The organism is Microcoleus sp. AS-A8, from assembly GCA_039962225.1.
In the GTDB taxonomy this organism is placed as follows: domain Bacteria; phylum Cyanobacteriota; class Cyanobacteriia; order Cyanobacteriales; family Coleofasciculaceae; genus Allocoleopsis.
Map to the genome: position 1 here is coordinate 265,398 of JAMPKV010000008.1, position 17,399 is coordinate 282,796.

At 47.1% G+C, this 17,399-nt stretch carries 17 protein-coding genes and 1 tRNA gene; 6 read left to right on the forward strand and 12 right to left on the reverse strand.

Annotation, left to right across the window (positions count from 1 at the left end):
• Window positions 1-425: 425 nt before the first annotated feature.
• From NDI48_15170 to hisF, 3 genes are all read right to left on the reverse strand, one after another.
• Window positions 426-498 (reverse strand) — tRNA-Ala (locus NDI48_15170).
• 68 nt (window positions 499-566) lie between these two features.
• Window positions 567-779, reverse strand: coding sequence for a hypothetical protein (locus tag NDI48_15175; protein ID MEP0832514.1), 213 nt, complete (start codon window positions 777-779; stop codon window positions 567-569).
• Between the two features lie 125 nt (window positions 780-904).
• Window positions 905-1,672: an imidazole glycerol phosphate synthase subunit HisF gene (gene hisF, locus NDI48_15180; GenBank protein MEP0832515.1), complete on the reverse strand. Its 768-nt coding sequence runs from the start codon at window positions 1,670-1,672 to the stop codon at window positions 905-907.
• Window positions 1,673-1,764: 92 nt separating this feature from the next.
• On the opposite strand from hisF, the gene ruvB reads away from it, so the two are divergent.
• Together ruvB and NDI48_15190 are read left to right on the forward strand one after the other, a co-directional pair.
• The gene (gene ruvB / locus NDI48_15185; GenBank protein ID MEP0832516.1) at window positions 1,765-2,868 is read left to right on the forward strand and encodes a Holliday junction branch migration DNA helicase RuvB; all 1,104 of its coding nucleotides are present in this window, start codon (window positions 1,765-1,767) and stop codon (window positions 2,866-2,868) included.
• A 177-nt stretch (window positions 2,869-3,045) separates the two neighbouring features.
• Entirely contained in the window at window positions 3,046-3,870 is an 825-nt protein-coding gene (locus NDI48_15190; protein MEP0832517.1) for a tetratricopeptide repeat protein, read from the forward strand.
• Between the two features lie 179 nt (window positions 3,871-4,049).
• On the opposite strand, the gene NDI48_15195 is transcribed toward NDI48_15190, so the two are convergent.
• The gene (locus NDI48_15195; protein ID MEP0832518.1) at window positions 4,050-4,250 is read right to left on the reverse strand and encodes a hypothetical protein; all 201 of its coding nucleotides are present in this window, start codon (window positions 4,248-4,250) and stop codon (window positions 4,050-4,052) included.
• Window positions 4,251-4,821: 571 nt separating this feature from the next.
• Here NDI48_15195 and NDI48_15200 point away from each other — a divergent pair.
• Entirely contained in the window at window positions 4,822-5,049 is a 228-nt protein-coding gene (locus tag NDI48_15200; GenBank protein ID MEP0832519.1) for a hypothetical protein, read from the forward strand.
• Between the two features lie 90 nt (window positions 5,050-5,139).
• Here NDI48_15200 and NDI48_15205 read toward each other — a convergent pair whose 3' ends face one another.
• Window positions 5,140-5,964: a TIGR01548 family HAD-type hydrolase gene (locus NDI48_15205; protein MEP0832520.1), complete on the reverse strand. Its 825-nt coding sequence runs from the start codon at window positions 5,962-5,964 to the stop codon at window positions 5,140-5,142.
• An 81-nt stretch (window positions 5,965-6,045) separates the two neighbouring features.
• Here NDI48_15205 and NDI48_15210 point away from each other — a divergent pair, with 81 nt between their 5' ends.
• Entirely contained in the window at window positions 6,046-6,345 is a 300-nt protein-coding gene (locus NDI48_15210; protein ID MEP0832521.1) for a 30S ribosomal protein PSRP-3, read from the forward strand.
• Window positions 6,346-6,414: 69 nt separating this feature from the next.
• On the opposite strand, the gene atpC is transcribed toward NDI48_15210, so the two are convergent.
• Together atpC and atpD are read right to left on the reverse strand one after the other, a co-directional pair.
• On the reverse strand, window positions 6,415-6,825 hold the full coding sequence (gene atpC, locus NDI48_15215) for an ATP synthase F1 subunit epsilon (GenBank protein ID MEP0832522.1): 411 nt from the start codon (window positions 6,823-6,825) through the stop codon (window positions 6,415-6,417).
• Window positions 6,826-6,943: 118 nt separating this feature from the next.
• Window positions 6,944-8,398 carry a F0F1 ATP synthase subunit beta gene (gene atpD / locus NDI48_15220; protein ID MEP0832523.1) on the reverse strand — a complete coding sequence of 485 codons (1,455 nt, stop codon included), beginning with the start codon at window positions 8,396-8,398 and terminating at the stop codon, window positions 6,944-6,946.
• 134 nt (window positions 8,399-8,532) lie between these two features.
• Here atpD and NDI48_15225 point away from each other — a divergent pair, with 134 nt between their 5' ends.
• Window positions 8,533-8,730 carry a hypothetical protein gene (locus tag NDI48_15225; protein MEP0832524.1) on the forward strand — a complete coding sequence of 66 codons (198 nt, stop codon included), beginning with the start codon at window positions 8,533-8,535 and terminating at the stop codon, window positions 8,728-8,730.
• 114 nt (window positions 8,731-8,844) lie between these two features.
• Here the strand turns inward: NDI48_15225 and NDI48_15230 are convergent, their stop codons facing one another.
• The 3 genes from NDI48_15230 to NDI48_15240 form a co-directional block, all read right to left on the reverse strand.
• Window positions 8,845-10,656: a PKD domain-containing protein gene (locus NDI48_15230; protein ID MEP0832525.1), complete on the reverse strand. Its 1,812-nt coding sequence runs from the start codon at window positions 10,654-10,656 to the stop codon at window positions 8,845-8,847.
• Between the two features lie 306 nt (window positions 10,657-10,962).
• Window positions 10,963-12,306, reverse strand: coding sequence for an adenylate/guanylate cyclase domain-containing protein (locus tag NDI48_15235; GenBank protein ID MEP0832526.1), 1,344 nt, complete (start codon window positions 12,304-12,306; stop codon window positions 10,963-10,965).
• Between the two features lie 245 nt (window positions 12,307-12,551).
• The gene (locus NDI48_15240; protein MEP0832527.1) at window positions 12,552-13,796 is read right to left on the reverse strand and encodes a hypothetical protein; all 1,245 of its coding nucleotides are present in this window, start codon (window positions 13,794-13,796) and stop codon (window positions 12,552-12,554) included.
• 122 nt (window positions 13,797-13,918) lie between these two features.
• Between NDI48_15240 and NDI48_15245 the strand changes: the two genes are divergently transcribed.
• Complete coding sequence (locus tag NDI48_15245; protein ID MEP0832528.1) at window positions 13,919-14,860, forward strand: metallophosphoesterase; 942 nt, start codon at window positions 13,919-13,921, stop codon at window positions 14,858-14,860.
• 30 nt (window positions 14,861-14,890) lie between these two features.
• Here NDI48_15245 and NDI48_15250 read toward each other — a convergent pair whose 3' ends face one another.
• Window positions 14,891-15,889 carry a glycosyltransferase gene (locus NDI48_15250; GenBank protein MEP0832529.1) on the reverse strand — a complete coding sequence of 333 codons (999 nt, stop codon included), beginning with the start codon at window positions 15,887-15,889 and terminating at the stop codon, window positions 14,891-14,893.
• Between the two features lie 59 nt (window positions 15,890-15,948).
• Complete coding sequence (locus NDI48_15255; protein MEP0832530.1) at window positions 15,949-17,373, reverse strand: 1-acyl-sn-glycerol-3-phosphate acyltransferase; 1,425 nt, start codon at window positions 17,371-17,373, stop codon at window positions 15,949-15,951.
• Window positions 17,374-17,399 lie beyond the last annotated feature (26 nt).

Consider the following 17,399-nt stretch of genomic DNA (forward strand, 5'->3'; position numbering starts at 1 on the left):
GCTGTGAGTAATTTTTTGGGCAACGCTTTGGCAAAGATATTTTGTGTATAAATAAAGCCAAAATCTGATAAATACTCGATTTTTTCGTCCTATTTTAGGGTTGCGTTTGTACCTGAGTTCGGAGTCAAAATGAGGAAGAGGACTCTATCGAGGCATCATGCCATAGGCTATTAACCAGGAGACGCAGCTGTTGTGCATTTAAGAGAGCGAGTTCGGTTTCAGCCTTTTTCTGTGGGCTGGGTATCCTGCCCATCCAAGTTATGCAATAAGAATGAGCCGCAAATTCCCTTGACTCTCGTCAATCTTTCCCACTCTTTGGCGGAATCAGGGAGTTAGCCAATCGGATTGGGTAACCCCGATGGGCTGTTGCGCCAAACACAGAAGTTAAATCTGTTTTCGGCTTCTTCATTTATGGTTTATTTACATGGAGCTAAGCGGATTCGAACCGCTGACCCCCTCAATGCCATTGAGGTGCTCTACCAACTGAGCTATAACCCCGTACCGCGTATTCTACGATAGCTTGATAATTTTGTTTCGTCAAGCTTTTGGGGAGAAAGAGGCATAATTCAGTAAAACAAGCTGGAGGATTGAGCCATGTGAGTCAGATAGCCAACGTAACTACCCATCAGGAAATAAACCACTAACATGGCGGCGGCTGACATCGCCACTAAAGTGCCAGCTAACATGAGAGAGAATTCTTGGGTGTCGAAGGCTTCCTGCATCAGGTGCAGCGACCAAGCCACTAACGCGACATCAAGTATTAAAATAAAAATCAACATAAATTACGAAATGTAACAGTCACCCCCTATTCTAGCAGCCGCTTTGCCTGCTGCACAGAGTAAAGCGGTACGATCTGTATGACAAAAGTGCCTCATTCCGAGTACTTAAAGCCAAATGTATTACGCTAAAATCTCACAGGGACTTGACGTTCTTTCAGATAGGTTTTGATTTGGGAGACGGTGAGTTGCCCGTAATGCAGCAGAGATGCCAGAAGCGCCGCTTCGGCTTTCCCTGCGGTGAGTGCTTCATGAATATGAGCACAATTCCCTGCTCCGCCGGAGGCAATAACGGGAATTTGCACTTGTTCGGCGATGGTACGTGTGAGTTCTAAATCATACCCCGCTTGGGTTCCATCGGCATCCATGCTCGTCACGAGGAGTTCGCCAGCACCGCGTTGCTCCACTTCTTTGGCCCACAAGATGGCGTCTTTGCCTGTGTTTTCTCGTCCACCTCGCACGTAGACATCCCACCCTGGATTGTTGGCATCTTGGCGGCGTCGCGCATCAATGGCAACGACTATGCACTGATTGCCGAAGTGATCGCTAGCCTCGTTAACAAAATCTGGATTACGCACCGCCGAGGAATTGATGCTAACTTTATCTGCCCCAGCCCTTAACAATAGTTTAATCATTTCTAAGGATTGAATCCCGCCACCCACGGTTAAGGGGATAAATACCTGTTCGGCTGTGCGATAGACCACATCAATGATAATCTCCCGGTCTTCATGGGTAGCGGTGATATCGAGAAACACCAGTTCATCGGCTCCTGCCTCGTTATAAGCTTGAGCTAACTCCACTGGATCACCGGCATCCTTGAGATCAACGAAGTTAACACCTTTAACAACCCGTCCGGCTTTCACATCTAAGCAAGGTAAGATTCGTTTAGCGAGCATGGCTTGAGTGTCCTTAGCGATCAGTCATTAGTCCTCCATGCTCTCATCATTCTCTGGCTCAGAGGAAGCTCACTCAGAACGATGACTTAATTATGGCGATAACCTCCTTTAAACAACAGTCTCAAGAACCAGATCGGCAACCTCAGTCCAGCAAAAAATCCAAGGGTAAGGGTCGCCGTAACAATTTCCGCAAACCTGAGACAGAAGACGCAGACCTTTTGCTGGCAACGGCAAGGGCAGACGAAACAGGTAACCAGGAAGAGAGTATCCGACCCCAACGACTGGCTGACTACATTGGGCAAAAAGAATTAAAGAGTGTTTTGGACATTGCGATTCAAGCGGCAAAAGGTAGAAACGAATCACTCGATCACTTACTTTTGTATGGCCCGCCCGGATTAGGGAAAACCACCATGTCGCTGATTTTGGCGACGGAGATGGGGGTCAACTGCAAAATTACGGCAGCACCAGCTTTAGAACGCCCACGAGACATTATGGGCATTCTGTGCAGTCTTAAAGAAGGAGATATCCTATTTATTGACGAAATCCACCGGATGTCGAGGATGACGGAGGAATTGCTGTATCCGGCAATGGAGGACTATCGCTTAGATCTCACTATTGGTAAGGGTCAAACCGCTAAGACTCGCAGTATTCCATTGCCCAAGTTTACTTTGGTGGGGGCAACCACGCGAGTTGGGTCACTCACTTCACCCCTGCGCGATCGCTTTGGTTTGATCCAACGTCTGCGCTTCTATGAAACCGATGAACTGACTTTAATTGTAAAAAGAACCGCCGAGGTTCTCAAAGTGCCTGTAACCGAAGAGGGTGCCGAAGAAATTGCCCGTCGTTCTCGTGGAACCCCTCGAATTGCGAACCGACTTTTAAAGCGGGTTCGGGACTATTGCCAAGTCAAGAAAGTTGCACCCATTAACAAAGAGTTTGCCGAAGAAGCGTTAGAAGTGTTTAATGTAGACCCGATGGGTCTAGATTGGACGGATCGGCTTGTCCTGAGTGTGATGATTGAACAATTCAATGGGGGGCCTGTGGGTCTGGAGGCTGTGGCATCAGCAACAGGGGAAGATGCTCAAACCATTGAGGAAGTGTATGAGCCTTATCTTTTACAGATTGGTTACGTACACCGGACGCCTCGTGGTCGCGTTGCGACAGTAGCGGCTCGGAAGCATTTAAATTATGAGTAGAAGGTCATTCAATTTGGGATTTGGGATTTGGGATTTATTACATCGCTAAAGTTAGCGGATTGTACCAAAAATCGTATTTAATCCAAAATTGAGCGGTCAAATGTCAGTGGTTTCTCTTGACTTCTGGCTCGGACTTACATCCCAATTTGATATAAGAATAAAGGAAAAAGCATTCTAATGATTCGCTGGTTTTTGAGAGTTCTGAGTGCATTACTGGTTGTCGTAATCGCAAGTTTAGTGATGGTATCGCCAGTGATGGCGCAGGAGGTACAGGCATCTGACTTGACTGAGGTTCAGATGCAACAATTTAATGAACTCAGGCAGCAAGCGTTTGCCGCGACAAATAAAGGTGACTTCCCGACGGCTGAAGGGTATTGGACTCAATTAATTGAGCTGTTGCCAGATAATCCCGTCGGTTGGAGCAATCGCGGAAATTCTAGAGTCAGTCAGAATAAGTTAAAGGATGCGATCGCAGATTTTAATCAATCGATTGAGTTAGCTCCCGATGCACCAGACCCCTATCTCAATCGGGGTACGGCTTATGAAGGATTGGGCGAGTGGGAGGAAGCGATCGCAGATTACAAGCGAGTACTGGAACTCGACCCTCTTGATGCAATGGCTTACAACAACTTGGGGAATGCCAAAGCCGGACAGGGAAAATGGGAAGAGGCGATCGCTGGCTATGAAAAAGCTGCCGACTTAGCACCCAATTTTGCCTTTGCTCGTGCCAACTACGCCCTCGCCCTCTATCAAACGGGCCAGAAACAAGAAGCCCTTCGCACCCTACGCAATATTATCCGCAAATACCCACAATTTCCTGATGTACGAGCCGCACTCACGGCTGTGTTGTGGGAAGACGGAAAACGCGGTGAAGCGGAGAGCAATTGGGCGGCAGTGGTTGGTCTTGACAATCGCTATAAAGACTTAGAGTGGGTTAAAACGATTCGTCGTTGGCCTCCCGTCATGGTTGCCGCCTTGGAGAAGTTCCTAACTTTGAGATAAAGACAACTAGGAGGTAGAGCCTAGGAAGAGTAATTGTTGGAATGTTCCTTAAGCTTGTCAGCTCTAGCTCACGATAAAACTTAGAGTTTGGGGATTGGGGATTGGGGATTGGGATTGGGGATTGGGGATTGGAGCTTCACTAACTCACGACCCATAACCCATATCCCATTGGATAAAAATTACTCATCCACAACCTGCAATCTGCCTCGGCGCACTGCGTGCAACAACCGATTAATTAAGATTTCTTCTTCTTGGCAAAGAGAATTATTTACAAGTGCTGTCATTAACACACAGCGATCTGTTAGGGTTAGTTTCCCTTGTTGAAGGGCATGAGCAAATAACTGAGCGATTGTTGATTCCAGGAAGTAAACTTGGCACAAATTAGTCGTCCTCCCTCAAACAACTATTCAGGTAAATATTTTTTACTTTTCTTTTCGTGACCTCAAGATTTCTGAACAAAATTGAATTAAACCTCAATGAGCTGTACACGAAATCATAAGGCTTATTCCCTAAGGTACAGGCAGAATAACCCCTCGTTTCATGGACTCTTTAATTATTGGAGTTCTGTAAAAACTTATGATTGTAAACAATCATGAAGTCAAAAGAGTTTTCAAATCGAGTGCTGTGCCGATTAAGTTAACAAAACGCTTTAGTTTTTAACAATTACTTAAAATTATTTGTTGAGATAATTTTTAAATTGGGTATACTCATAAGTGTAGGTTATACTAACCTCAGAGTTTCATCCCAATTCGCTTACTGATAACTTTAAAAAATTAATTAATCGCAGCACTCAGGCTCACCCACAGCTGAAAGCCAGTTTATTCTATTGAGTGAGTCAGGGTTGTCTTAAAGGCATTGTTTTAAGAAAAAATATCTATCCCTGAGAAGATATAAACTAAATATTAAAATGGTACTTTCTATTAGACAAAACGGCTCCTCAGCACTAACTATATGTTATTTGGGAAAGAGCAACTAAAGTATAAAGACAGCACTAGCTCATGTCGGCTTCCGGAGTTATTTGCTAAAGTGATTCATTCTCATGAAATCAGCTTTGCTGACTGGCATGACTTGATGACCGCTCCTTTGGATCATTCCTTCACACAAGAAGATGAAGATTTATTAACGCGGCTGATTTACGCTGTGCGGCAAGGCTGGGTAAAAATTGTGGACGAAATTTAGGTAAGCGAGCAATCCTCTCAGAAAGCCGATTTGAAGAGCAGAAATTGCCTGTGGGATGGGGGTAGGAGGGCTTGTCTGAATTACCGTACTTTAGCCTTGAAGTACAAGTTGTTGAATTCGTTCGGGAGTCAACTGTTCAACATTATTCAATACCACCCCTGCACCCGCTGATTGAAGAGTCTGTTGATAAGTATCACGGTGTTCGGGTACGGTCTGAACGTGAGGCGGTAGAATGCCAACTGCAATCCAAGTTCGTTCGGGATAAAGGGTTTTAGCTTTCTGGATGGTGTACATATCGGCCACCGTGTCTCCGGCGTAGAACACAGGCGTTTTTGGCTCAAGATTGTGCCGTTGTCCTAACTGCTCAATGGTTGCCAACAGTCCTGTAGGGTCAGGCTTGCCAGGAGCATCTTCCATGGCAATCAGCACCGGGTTAACAAGACCCAGACGTGTGGTGAGTGCATATTGAGCTTCGCGTCTGGGTGCACCGCTAAAAAAGCCCCAACCGATTCCGGCGGCGGTTAGACGTTCTAGATAGCTGGATTGGATGAGTAACGGTTCGGTGCAGATATAGCCCGTCCAGTGTTCGGGGTCTGGGCCTTGGTAACGAGACTGAAAAAAGGCAATGAGGGTCTCGTAATTCAGATCCACTTGTGTGCGCGCCTGACCCTGAGACTCAAAGTAGCGGTAAACGATTTCTTGTGACGCTTCCCAATCATTGTTCCAAAATCCTTCTGATTTGAGCTGGTCAATTTCTACTCCAGAAGGTCGGTGAACACCGTGGGTGAAATACTCTACCGTATCTGCGATCGCCCGTCGATAAGACCCAGCCACATCTCGCACGACGCCATCAATATCAAAAATCACAATAGCTGTGCTTTGGGGAGTGAATGTTTGGGATTGTGGATGAGTCATCACTCAGGTGGATACACCGTAGGTTAAAATAGAAAATTGTACAATAATTTCAGAACGCCTGAAGTCTCGCTGGAGGTGCGATTGGCCAAATTTATTCTAAAAGTGCTCTGGTTGGAGGAAAACGTAGCTCTAGCTGTGGATCAAGTGGTGGGTAAAGGGACTAGCCCTTTGACCTCATACTTTTTCTGGCCTCGGAATGATGCCTGGGAACAGCTGAAGAACGAATTGGAAGCCAAACACTGGATTTCCGAAAGCGATCGCATTGACTTGCTCAACAAGGCAACGGAAGTCATTAACTACTGGCAAGAAGAAGGTAGACGCCGCCCGATGGCGGAAGCTCAGTCGAAGTTTCCCGAAGTGACTTTCACGGGCAGCGCTTAATCCAGCGAAGTCGTTTAACTAAAAGGCAAAAGAAAGGACTCACGCCTTCTCTTTTGCCTTTTTTATGGCTCACATCAAGCCACCAGCCGCTTGATAACGAGCGCGTGCGCGCTTAAAGGCTTGATTCGCCTGAATTTGCTCCTGCCGATTCTCCGTGCCTTGAACTTGGTTGAGACGTTCTTCAGCTTTGGTGTAAGCTTCGAGAGCTGCTGCTTTGTCGATTGCATCTCCACGCTCAGCACCGTTAACAAGAATCGTCACTTCGTTATTTTCGACTTCGGCAAAGCCACCCATGAGCGCGATGGGCAACCAATCTTTACCAGGACGAACTCGCATCACACCCACATCTAAAGCGGTCAATAGCGGAGCGTGACCGGACAATATACCCAGTTGTCCAGTGGTGCTGGGGAGAATTACTTCCTCAGCCTCGGAATCCCAAACAGTTTTGTCGGGAGCAATTACACGAACAGTTAAAGTCATCCGTTGGTGAGTAGGGGTTAGGGGTTAGAAAGGGTCTAAAGTGATAAATTGATCCAGGGCATAAGGCATTACGCCCATACAGTAGGGCAAGCTCTCGCCCACCCTACTGAGGGAAATTTTAGCTACCTGACTTGATTTTCTCGGCTTTGGCGATCGCTTCGTTAATATTGCCCACCAGGTAGAAGGCTTGCTCTGGCAGGTCATCCAATTCACCTGCGAGAATCCGCTTGAAGCCGTCAATCGTTTCTTCCAGCTTCACGTACTTACCCGGAGAACCGGTGAAGACTTCTGCCACAAAGAACGGCTGAGACAAGAAGCGCTCAATCTTACGAGCACGAGCCACTATCAGTCGGTCATCTTCTGACAATTCATCCAAGCCCAAAATCGCAATGATATCTTGGAGTTCCTTGTAACGCTGAAGCGTGGATTGAACAGCACGGGCAGTGTTGTAGTGGTCTTCTCCGACGACAGCGGGTTGCAGCATGGTGGAAGCTGAATCCAGTGGGTCTACAGCCGGATAAATCCCTTTAGCTGCCAAACCACGAGACAATACCGTTGTTCCATCCAAGTGAGCAAAGGTTGTGGCGGGTGCGGGGTCGGTCAAGTCATCCGCTGGCACGTAAACCGCTTGAACTGAGGTAATAGAGCCTTCCGTTGTGGAAGTAATCCGCTCTTGCAAATCTCCCATGTCCGTACCCAAAGTCGGCTGATATCCCACAGCAGAGGGCATCCGACCTAAGAGCGCAGATACTTCAGAACCCGCTTGCACAAACCGGAAGATGTTGTCGATGAACAAGAGTACGTCCTGCTTGTTCACATCCCGGAAGTACTCAGCCATCGTCAGAGCAGAAAGACCCACACGCATTCTGGCTCCGGGGGGTTCGTTCATCTGACCGTAGACTAGGGCAATCTTCGATTCGTTGAGATTATCTTTATTAATAACCCCTGACTCGATCATTTCATTGTAGAGGTCATTTCCCTCACGGGTGCGTTCGCCCACACCGCCGAACACCGACACACCACCATGATTGGTAGCAATGTTGTTGATCAGCTCCATCATGATTACGGTCTTACCAACACCCGCACCGCCAAATAGACCGATTTTGCCGCCGCGCCGATAGGGCGTCAGCAAGTCAATCACTTTAATTCCGGTTTCAAAAACCGAAGGTTTGGTTTCCAGATCCGTGAATTTGGGAGCCGAGCGGTGAATGGGGAAGGTTTCCTCGGAATTGACGGCACCTTTGTTGTCTACGGGTTCACCCAGCACGTTGAAAATCCGACCCAGGGTTGCCTTGCCGACTGGCACATTAATGGGGGCACCTGTGTCCACCACTTCCATGCCGCGTACCAGTCCATCGGTGGTACTCATCGCTACCGCTCGTACCTGGTTGCCTCCCAATAGCTGCTGCACTTCGCAGGTGACGGAGACATCTTGTCCGGCTTGGTTCTTGCCTGCAATCTTCAAGGCATTGTAAATCTGCGGCATCTTGCCGGTGGAAAACTCAACATCGACAACGGGACCGATGATTTGGATAATTACGCCAGTGTTTGTCTTTTCTGTGGTGGTGACCATGCTGCGCCTATGTTTTGAAGCTACCTTTTCAGATTCTGAAAAACGGTCTTTACATTTAGAAATGTCATTTTCCAGGTTACCATCAAAGATCCCACGAGAGTGCTGTAACCATACCGCTTTCTTTGGTTAGTCGGATGGAGCCTATTCCCGTGCGCGATCGCCTGATTTGCTCACACCTAGTGTACAGAAGACTGGGGACTGAAAACATGACCAAAAAAGGCAGAGGACAGCAGGCCGAAGGCACAAGTAATGCCTACTCCTACGGAGAACGCTACGCGAACGACATGGAACCCACGACTCTCGCTTGTGTAAGGCTATTAAGCCAAGAGTGAACAATGTTCACAGGCTCGGAGTTCAGGAGGGGTTTGCATCCCATAAAAGAACAAAACATGAAAGCATTCTGCTTCCTCGTATGAGAGCCGATGCCTTCTGCCTTGTTCAACGTTTCAGCCTGGATTCTTCCCTTTGGATTGCTGCTTACGCTTCCATAAGGCAGCGGCACCACCAGCACTAAACACGAATACACCCAGCGCCGAACTCGGTTCAGGAACGCTTTCCACGTCAAAGGAACTATAAGCATAACCACCATTCCCATCCGAGACTCGCACAGCTACTTTATAGTTACCGTAGTCTGGAAAAGTCCACTGCCCAGCCGCACCGACAAAGTCATCAAATAGGCCATCCCCATTCAAATCCCACTCGTAGGTGAGAGCTGTACTATCCTTTCCGGGGTCAACGGCGGACACCGTAAAATCAAAGAAATCGTTGGCCTTGGCCACTAAATTCTGAGTGACTTGAGTGATGGTTGGAGCAACATTCAAAACTTGTATCGTTCTGGAAATTGGATTACTCCAATCCCCATCTTTATCTTGTGCTAAACCTGTGAAGGTATAGGTACCTGGGGCAAAGGAGCCGAGATTTGTTGTGGCTGTACGAGTGCCGGAAATTTGCAAATCAGTGCCAATATTTACCCCATCAATAAAAAATGTTTGTGCGTCTGCGCCTGGATCAGTCGCCGTCAAGAGGGCGGTTACCGATTGACCTTCATTAATCACGTACTCTGCCAGGTCGAAACTCGTTAGGGTTGGAGCTACATTTAAGACACTCAGCCCGCTGGCAACTGGCTCGCTCCAAGCTCCATCTTTATCTAAAGCGGTAGCTGTATAGGGAATGTAAGTATTATCCGCAAAGTATCCTAAGTTGGTGCTAACGGTGCGAACTCCTGATGTATTCAAGTCAGTACCCACATAATTCCCGTTCAGGTAGAAGTTGACGGAGTCAGCACCTGGATCAGTGGCGGATATATCAGCTAACGCCGATTGGCCTTCATAAATGGTAGGAATGTTAACACTGGTGATAGTGGGAGGAAGATTTAAGACGCTGAGCGTACTCGTAACAGGAAGGCTGTAATTGCCGCTTTCATCCCTCGCTTGAGCCGTATAAGTATAATCGCCGTTATCGAGAAAGGTCCCAAAATTTACGCCGACTTGACGGATGCCTGTACTAGCGTAGTCCGTGCCAATATTGCCACCATTGAGCAAAAATGTAATGGCTTCTGCACTAGGGTCTGTCGCTTGAACTACGGTTGAGGCGGATTGCCCTTCGTAGATGGTGGGTGCAGAAAAATAGGCCGTTGGCGGAGAATTGTACTCGACTGGGTCTTTGGGTTTAACGGGGTCATTGTTAGTACCGGTATCTGCATCGGCAAAGAATCTCAGTATGCCTGTAAATCCACCGCTCCAATAGAGTGACAATTTTCCAAACAAGTCTCCATAAGAGCTATCAATGGGGACGGAATAATTAAAGGAACTTGGGCCTAGTCCAGAAACCACCTGAAAAGGCCAACCTCTTTCTGAACCGGGTGTTTGTAGGGGACTGTCAACTTCATATAAATTATCAAAAACGGTGTTTCCCGGAATGGCATCAATCACCAAAGACGTCATACCTGAACCATAATTGCTCAAAATCCAGGCCGCTGCCTCTGGATTGGAATTATCAGGTGCGTAGGTATTACCAGATTGAGTTAAACCCCAGGCATTACCGAAAACTCCTCCCGATCGCGAATCCGTAGCACCCCAAGTCAGAGTTTGGGAGGAGCCATCCAAGAAATTAGCCGTTACCCGCATTCCGCTCATCATATTGCCGTAAGTGGCATAGCCAGTGAGGGTCGTTGCCTGTGAGGAGGCGGCTGATCCTAGGAGGATAAACATCGCCCCAAGGAGGCGGGTTGATTGTTTTTTTAAGAAAGAGCTATGCATTCAACTTATCTCCCCTCTCATGTTTTTTTATTTTTTTAAAAAAGAAAAAACTAGTTAATAACAATACTGATGCTTTTATAATTTACGGTATGATAATATTATATCTGCCTTAAGAAATACACATTATTCGTAAACAGCAAAACCTTACCTAATCAAGAATGGGGAAAATTTTGCATGAATTTATTTCCTAATTAAATAGGCTAAATCAACCCAATGGGCATCAGGGATGGGGGGAAATATGACAGCCCAAAATCCAATGAGGATAACGTAGCCCAAGTGAGAAATAGAAAATTAAACTTAAATCGATTAACTCGGCAATCTTGATATAAGCGACAGACTCGACTTGCCCATCAGCAGATAAGTGGTCATCTCGCCTTTTCCTTTAACTTGAATAACACCTCGTTTCTGGAAAAGATAGTGCTGTTTTAAACACTCATAGGTCGCTTCTGAAACCTGGATGACACCAGCGATTCCCTGAGATTCCATGCGGCTGGCAATATTCACCGTGTCTCCCCACAAGTCATAGATAAAGCGTTTGAGACCAATCACCCCAGCGACGACGGGGCCTGTGTTGATACCAATCCGAATACTCAAAGATTGGTTCATCTCGACATTAAAATGAGCCACGGCATGTTGCATATCAATCGCGAGATTGGCGATCGCTTGAGCATGGTCGCTGCGGGGGGTGGGCAAACCGGCCACGACCATATAGGCATCCCCAATCGTTTTGATCTTCTCCACACCATGGTGTTCTGCCAGTTGGTCAAACATGGAGAACAATCTGTTGAGCAATACCACTAATTCAGCAGCCGAGATTTCGGAAGCTAACTGAGTAAAGCCCACAACATCGGCAAACAAAACCGTTGCTTCCGGAAACTGATCGGCAATCGTGTGTTCTTCTTGCTTCAATCGTTCGGCAATCGGTTGGGGTAAGATATTCAGCAATAGTCGCTCGGTTCTTTTCCGCTCGGATTCTAGTTTCTGGTAAGCGACTTCAATTTCCCGACGACCCTGAAACTCAGAGCGTTGTAGACGTTCGTACAGAAACACAGAAAGGTCGCAGATAAAGCAAAACCAGAATAAATACAAATTTAGTGGCAGATTCAAGTAAATCTGTTGATCCACGTTCAAATTGAAGGCAAGATTCACACCCAGATAAAAGATAGGTGCACTCAACTGGGACAGCAAGTGAAGAGGCCAGCGCACCGGCATGAGTGTGGCTTGTGTCAAAAACGCGAACGTCCCGTTAAACACATTCAGCTCGGTATTCCCTAACAGGGAAGATCCAATTTGTGGCACTAAGATGATTGACCAAGAGAATCCGAGAAACAGCAGTCCTGGATAACGGTAACTGAGTGGAGTGTTGAGCAGTGCTAAGCATGTCAAAAGGCACAGTTCCACGGCTAGACCGATCAACAGTTGCGACCAGGCAAACTTCTGATTTAAGGCCGCCATAGCTAAAATCAGGAGGATAACAGTGAAGACAGCACCCAGCGAAATCCGCAAGGTGAGACGTAAGCGGTTCCTCAAGAAGCTGTTGCGCCACACTTCGTAGTCAGCCGACCAAGAGGCGGACAAACTAGCTCTCAAGAAAGCGAGTCCTTGTCTGACGGGCAAGACTAGCTCTTGTATATCTCCCCAGGCTTGCATGATTACTTGTTTCCCTTGCACAGGTGGATCTATTGAGCGATTAAGCTAATTGGCATTTAAATGGCATCGCTGGGACGGGCAGGATGCCCATCCCACAAGAAAAAGGCACCAAACCTAACTCCCTCTTTTAAATGCACAACAGCTTAGTGGTTCTAGCTGGAAAGAGATTGGTACAAAAACACGGGTAGTAGATACACAAGCAGACTTGGAATTGAGACATTCTCGATGCACAAGGCACTGATTGTCTATAAATTGACTGCCAATTCCTGTCGCTTTAAAATTACCATATTAGACCCGACGACTGGGTTACGAGCGACTAGCGTCCCTTGGAGGTCGGTGATTTCCAATTTGCTAAAATCCAGTTCTCTAGAGCGGCGCAGGATTTCGTCAGCTAACTTATTTTGCTGAGACTCTTTGAGTTCATACCAGCGATCGCTAACTTTGACCATGAGACGACTTGCCATAAAGTTGGCTTCGATGGACTGAATCAGTCCATTGCCGTAGCGCTCCGTAATTTCGGCGACTTGGTGTTGAATGGAGGCTACTAGGCTTTGTTCTGGAGTGAGTTCTGGTTCGGGAGGGGCTATCACTTCCACGGGTTGCGCTGGTTTGGGGGCTTTCAATTCGGGGGGTGCATCGATGGTATTAGGAGGCGCTTTCGCCACTTGTGCGGGTGTTTCTGGGAGCAGTGCTGCCGTTGTCACCATAATAATCACAACAATGCCTGCGATCGCACTCGTTAATGCCCAATCGGATAGCTTTTCATTCCAAGCGGCTGGCAGTAAAGAGCGAACTTTCCTTAAGGTTCCATCCCAAAATGCCTGAAGTTTGTCAAACGAGGGCAGTATGCGATCGAGCAATCTCGGCGGCCTTGTTTGGGAGACTGGTTCAAAAACGGATTCCTGTTTTACGACTTCTGGCGTGGCGGTTGGAATATCAGATTCGATAAATTCTGGCACGACTGTTGGGGTATCAGAACCGATAAATTCTGGCGTGGCGGTTGGAATATCAGAGTCGCTAAATTCTGGCACGACTGTTGGGGTATCAGAAGCGATAAATTCTGGCGTGGCGGTTGGAATATCAGAATCGCTAAATTCTAGCACGACTGTTGGGGTATCAGAACCAATAAATTCTGGCACGACGGCTGGGATATCATCCGCAATGGATTCTGATGCACGACTGAGTGACTCTGTTTCGGGTGTCGCCGTCGTGGTGTCTAAAACGGGTGCGGACACGGTTGTTGTGGCAGGAGAGGTTGCCTGGGGAGGAATCTCCCGGACAGGTTCTGTCTCCAGTTTTTGCACAACGCCTTCTAGTAGTCCAATCGTTCCTCGCAAGACTTTAAGGGTTTGAGCCTTGAGAAACGGCTTCTCTTGGTTTTCAGTGCGCCCAACCGTCTTGCCTGTTGCGGGAGCTGTCGCAGAAGATATTGGCAGTGTTTGAGCTGGGGAACTTTCTGATTGTGGCTGCTTCTGTTGATCGTCTGACATTAGAACCTCCTCCCAGGCAGCGCCCTTGAACTCAAATGCGATAGATTCTTACGGAAAGCTGCCATTACAGCACAACTCTATCACTTCTAACAAACTTGCTCCCCATCTGAAGCTATAGGTCTATGAGTCTTAACCGTCGTCAATTTCTTTTTTTGAGTGGCTTGAGTATTTTTGGTTTAGGGATTTTCGGCACAGTAATCCGGCATCAGACTTCTCAAAGTACGAATATCAGTCCGACGAATACTGACAATCTGGCTTCAGCCTCGGCAGATACTCTGATCAAACCTGTCGAAGGGTCGCCTCTACTACGTTTTGTCTCTGTAGCCGACACAGGCACGGGTGCCGTTGGACAATATGCGGTAGCGGCGGCGATGACTCGCTATCATCAGCTCAATCCTTACGATTTGGTGATTTTGGCGGGGGACAATATTTATAACAACGGCGAGATGGAAAAGATTGGTGCCGTATTTGAGAAGCCCTATCAACCGTTACTCAAACAGGGGGTCAAATTTCAAGCTTGCCTTGGCAACCATGACGTTCGTACCGGGAATGGTGACGAGCAAGTCCGTTATCCTGGCTTCAATATGTCGGGGCGTTACTACACGTTTCGGCAGGGGGATGTGCAATTTTTTGCCCTCGATACGAATCACAATGCCGACTGGAAGGCTCAACTCCCTTGGTTAGAGGAAGAACTCAGCCGCAGTAATGCACCTTGGAAAGTGGTATTTGGACATCATCAGATTTACTCATCCGGTCAGTATGGGCTGAATCAACCTTTCATTAAAACCCTAACGCCCCTATTCCAAAAATACCGCGTACAGTTGTATATCAACGGTCATGAACACAACTATGAGCGTACTCGTCCCATTGATGGCACGACCTATGTTATTTGTGGGGGTGGGGCTGGGACTCGTCCTGTAGGGCGATCGCAATGGACGGCGACTTCGGCTGAACGGCTGAGTTTTGCGGCGTATGAGGTGTATCGCGATCGCATCCTCATCAGTGGAATTGGCACGGATAACCAAGTGTTTGACCGGGGAATTATTCCGCTGCCAACGACGTGAGTTCTTTGAAATCGCTCAATTTATGATGTCTTAAAAATTAAAATACTTCTGTTGTAGCTTGCCCAATATCCGCTTTATTCTTGACGTTGCAATATGCCTCGCTGTCAAGTTCTTGATATTGGGTTTATGCTGTTTTTTGTTATCAAAGAATTCATTGATATCCTCCATAATCACTTTAAATCGCTCAGTTATATTTCCTGTCCTATATTCTTCAATAAAATGTTCCGAGAGAGAAATTAATACTGATTGTTCAACGGCTTTCATAATGCGCTGCACATCATAGTCTTTAGAATAGGCGGCAATTTTATAGCAATTAAATCCAGGGTCTAAATAATCCGACAGTCCACCATTGACACTCGAAAAAACTTGACAACCACAGGCAAGAGCTTCCATCGGTTGCAGACCGAACCCTTCACTAACCCTTTGTTGTGCCCAATACTCAGCGGAGTCATAAAGATAAACCTTAGCTCGATTAAACAGTCCGGGCAAATCCTCTACAAAAGAATCAATCACCCTAACATTACACTGCTGCTGCAACGCTGGAATTAACTCTTTAAGTAAATATTCAGAGGATTTTCGAGCCTGAACTAAAACATCAATATCCCGCTCAAGATGTAAATTCCGAAACTCATCTGCAATCTGATTCGGCAAATAGTAAATTAGGGAATTCGGTGACTTTTGTCCCCAATATCCCATGGTATTTCGGCTAACCGTGATGATGGGAATACTCGCAGGGAGACTGAATTCATACCCAGCGCTGTGAGCATGGTAAACAACATTGTAGGGCTTTAACTTAGTGGCGAGTTTTGCAACATCAAATCCCCAGCTAATCACAAAAATCACATCATTTAAATTGTTTTCCTTCAGCAAGTCATCGAGGAAAACTATGTCTTTTTCCCGTTGGCGGTAAGTCACCACATCCGCACTGCAAACCTGCTGAGCGAGATTCAGAGTTTTTAACTCTGCCCAAAGACCCCCACAGGCAAATTTACCACCTGTTCCAGGAACCAAAAAATAAAGCTTCCTCACAACATCCTCTTCAGTAAAATTGCCTGTAGGTTAGCCTATCCGATCGCGTTCACCTAACCCTACACAGAAATCAACTTCTCTAAAGTCTTTTGCAAATCTTGCGTTAGGTTAGTAACCGATTGCCTTGCAGCTTGACGACTGGAGTGATAAGTTGACCAGCGATCGCTCACACAAATGGGTTCCCCCACTGTCATCCTGACTTGCCGCAAACCCAAGCGAGGACGACGCGGTATTTTTCTCTCCTTAATTCGGGAAATGAAATCAAACATCAAAAGTGCCGTTTCCGCAAAGCGTTCAGCCGTTGGCTTTTCCTGGACATAGGTATCGGTGACTGCCACAAAACTTTCCACCAAACGCATATGCCGCATGTGTCGTTCGGATTCTTGAGCCACCCAGTCTGCCAAACCCCGTTTGAAGGGCGGTAACGTATTTAAATCGGGTATATCTTCGCGATAAATCTTACTCCAACCCGCCTCCTCCAAGCGGCGACAGCGATCAATCACAGTTCCCTGTGACTTGAGTCCAAAATACTGCTCAGCCACTTGTAACGCTGTATCCAGTAAGCGCTGGAGTCGCGCCAACAGCACCTGATTGGGATTAGTGGAGGAGTCACTCTCCATCCCTGTAAGTTCTGGCAAATTTTGATGGTAGAACCGCCGATAAAACTCTTCCATCTCAGACAGGAGATATTCACCGAGACGCAAAAGGCGCGGATAGTAAATTTTTTCTGGGTGATCAACGGCTGACGGATCGATGTGCTGCACGGGCAAACCGCTATCCGCTTCCATTTGACTCAACAGGTTATCCAGTTTTGACCAGGGCGGTTCAGCATAATGATAGCGAATGCCAATCGGCACAATAAAAACCTGCTCAGGACGGTTCGCTTTGTGCAAACTTTCGGCACACCAAAACCCCAGTTGAGCAACACCCGGTTCTAAGGGACTAATAATTTCACTATGACCATTGGTTGCTCCTTCTGGGGCTATTCCGATCGGGAATTTGCCATTCACAAACAAGTCCCGTGCCGTCCGCATCCCACTCCAGTCTAGGTGTTTGCCTCGATGAATTGGAATCCCTCCAATCCGAGAGAACAGCCAACCGAGCCAGTCTCCCGCCCACAGCGTCATACCCCGTTCATAAACAAAGTAACTAGGAGTTGGGTATTGTAGCCGAATCCCTAGCTGACGAGCAGCCCGTGGCACGGCACGATTAATCAGATAAAACATACAGAGTGGATCTTCAACTTCAGGATGGTGAAATGCCATCAAAAAGCGAATTTTGCCAGCCTGAAATTGTTGGTAAAGATCGACCAAAACCTTGATGTTTTCCGCTTCAATGTGTGAAATACCAGCGGGTAACCAGCGCCGAAGCCGGAACCTGAGCAAGATTGGCAGCAACCACTGGACAATCCGCAGGACAAAGGGATTAAAGCGTGGTGGAATAAACTTGAGTGGGGGTTGAGCGTGCTGAATCGAATCGGACAAGACTAATCTCCAAGTTGCATTGCCAA